The 1,852-nt window shown below is 64.5% G+C and carries 2 protein-coding genes and 2 pseudogenes; 3 read left to right on the forward strand and 1 reads right to left on the reverse strand.

All coding sequences use genetic code 11. From position 1 onward, the window contains the following. A pseudogene (locus Q4E95_RS13360) lies at window positions 1-182 on the forward strand (RNA-binding S4 domain-containing protein); the annotation flags it as partial. An 82-nt stretch (window positions 183-264) separates the two neighbouring features. On the opposite strand, the gene Q4E95_RS13365 reads toward Q4E95_RS13360, so the two are convergent. Further along, window positions 265-1,029, reverse strand: coding sequence for a GAP family protein (locus Q4E95_RS13365; RefSeq protein WP_303383767.1), 765 nt, complete (start codon window positions 1,027-1,029; stop codon window positions 265-267). A gap of 70 nt (window positions 1,030-1,099) precedes the next feature. Here Q4E95_RS13365 and Q4E95_RS13370 point away from each other — a divergent pair. Further along, window positions 1,100-1,258, forward strand: a pseudogene (locus Q4E95_RS13370) (TetR family transcriptional regulator); the annotation flags it as partial. A gap of 12 nt (window positions 1,259-1,270) precedes the next feature. After that, window positions 1,271-1,702 carry a TetR family transcriptional regulator C-terminal domain-containing protein gene (locus Q4E95_RS13375; RefSeq protein WP_303383768.1) on the forward strand — a complete coding sequence of 144 codons (432 nt, stop codon included), beginning with the start codon at window positions 1,271-1,273 and terminating at the stop codon, window positions 1,700-1,702. Window positions 1,703-1,852: the final 150 nt, after the last annotated feature.

Here is a 1,852-nt window from a genome sequence, read left to right on the forward strand (position 1 = left end):
CCAAGTTGATCGTCAAGCGCGTGGGTGCCCCGGTGGCAGCGCAGTGCTACATCGATCATTCGCCGCCGCGGCCGGCCGAACTCAGTGTTCCCGTGGGTCGCCGTGACCGGGGTGCCGGTAGGCCCACCAAGAAGGACCGCCGTGAGATGGAGCGGTTGCGCGGCCTGGATGGTTCGAGCTAGCCCGCCAGGCTTTGCCACGAGCGCCCGTGCGGAACTCAGGAACCGAGCGCGACGCAACTACTGAGCAGCGACAGCAGCGCAGCTACATCGCCTGCAACATCCCGAAGGCGTTAACGGCTAATAGCACACCCACAATGCCGATGATCCAGGAGGTGGTGGACTGGGCGTTCTTCGAGAGCCAGCGGTCCAGCGCGGACAGCGGGCGCTCCAGCGCATTGCGGGCTACCAATCGTCCGAGCGTCAGGATCAACGCCGGCGCAATCATCACCAGGCAGTACCCGGCGAGCATCAACAGCGAAACCGCCAGGCTCGGGCTGGTCGACGAAATGATGCCGATGCCCGCCAGGTACGGAACCATCGTGGCCACCTCGAGCGAGACCCCCGCCAGGGCAAGGCCCATGAGCGCAGCCAGGGACCCGGCACGCTTGCTGGCGGGCGCGCCGTCAGCGCCCAGGATTCGGCCGCGCCAGCGCGAGATTCGACCGCCGGTCGACGCCGCTGCGTCGCCGCCGGCCGCCTCGCGCTCGGCGGCGATGCGCTTGGCCCGCTTGGTACCTGGGTCCATGACGTAGCTCAGGGTGACCAGGCCGATTCCCACCACTAATTGAATGATGTACGCGGCGCGGGATTCCAGTGCATCCCCGAAAGTGCCGATGAACGCCGTGGCGCCCAACATGATCACCACGCCAATGACGAAATACGCCGCCACCACCGTGGCCAGGTAGACGAGCAAGCGGCCGATCCTCAGGCGGCCGGACGCCATGAGCAGCCAGATCGGGATGAGCAGGGTACCGAAACTGGTGGAATCGACCAGGGCGAGAACCGCAAGAATCCCAAGGGTCTCCATGAGGGCCTTCCTACTTGGACTAGCACGGGCGTGCCAGACCAAACTAGCACGATCGTGCTAGTTTGGGGTTATGCCCTCCAGAATCGACCGCGAAGCACGCAAGGCCGAACTTGCTGAGGCCGCGTGGCGGGTAATTCTCAGATCAGGTGTTTCTGCGGTCTCCGTGCGAACGGTGGCGGAAGAGGCGGGCCTTGCTGTGGGGTCGTTGCGGCATGTGTTCCCCACACGCACCGAACTGCTCATGTTCTCCGCCGAATTGATGATGGAGCGGGTATACGAACGCATCGTGAATCTTCCTCGGGAGAGCAGCGCTGAAGATTACGTCCTCACTGTGGTCAAGAACCTGGTGCCCTTCACCGAGCAGACCCGGGCGGAAATGGACGTCAACGTTGCACTCATTGCTGAGGCCGCGGCGGTGCCCGAACTCAAGACGCTGCGGGATGCCGCGCACGACCAGCTGGCCTCCGCGTGTACTCGATTGGCTGCCCTGCTGCGCGAGGAAGATCCGGAGGCTCCCGGCCCAGAAGCGACGCGGAACGGCCAGCGACTGCACGCCCTTACGGATGGCCTCGCTCTGCATCTCATGCACCGGGATGCACCCGAGGACAAGGACCGCGCCATCGAGATCCTCAGGGATGAAATCCGGAGCATCTCAGGCGGAGGGGATCGCTGAACGGATTTGCGGCGCCCGAAACGGATTACCGCTGGTCCGTGGACCCGTTGCGTTTGCTCTTCCAGCGCGTCATTGCGTAACCCAGCAACGACGGCGCTTCTTCCGGTTCCTTGGCGCTCGCATTCCGCAATCGGTCCTGGCGCATGCGCT

Origin of the sequence: Kocuria sp., assembly GCF_030536815.1 — a bacterium.
GTDB classification, from domain to species: Bacteria; Actinomycetota; Actinomycetes; order Actinomycetales; family Micrococcaceae; genus Kocuria; species Kocuria gwangalliensis.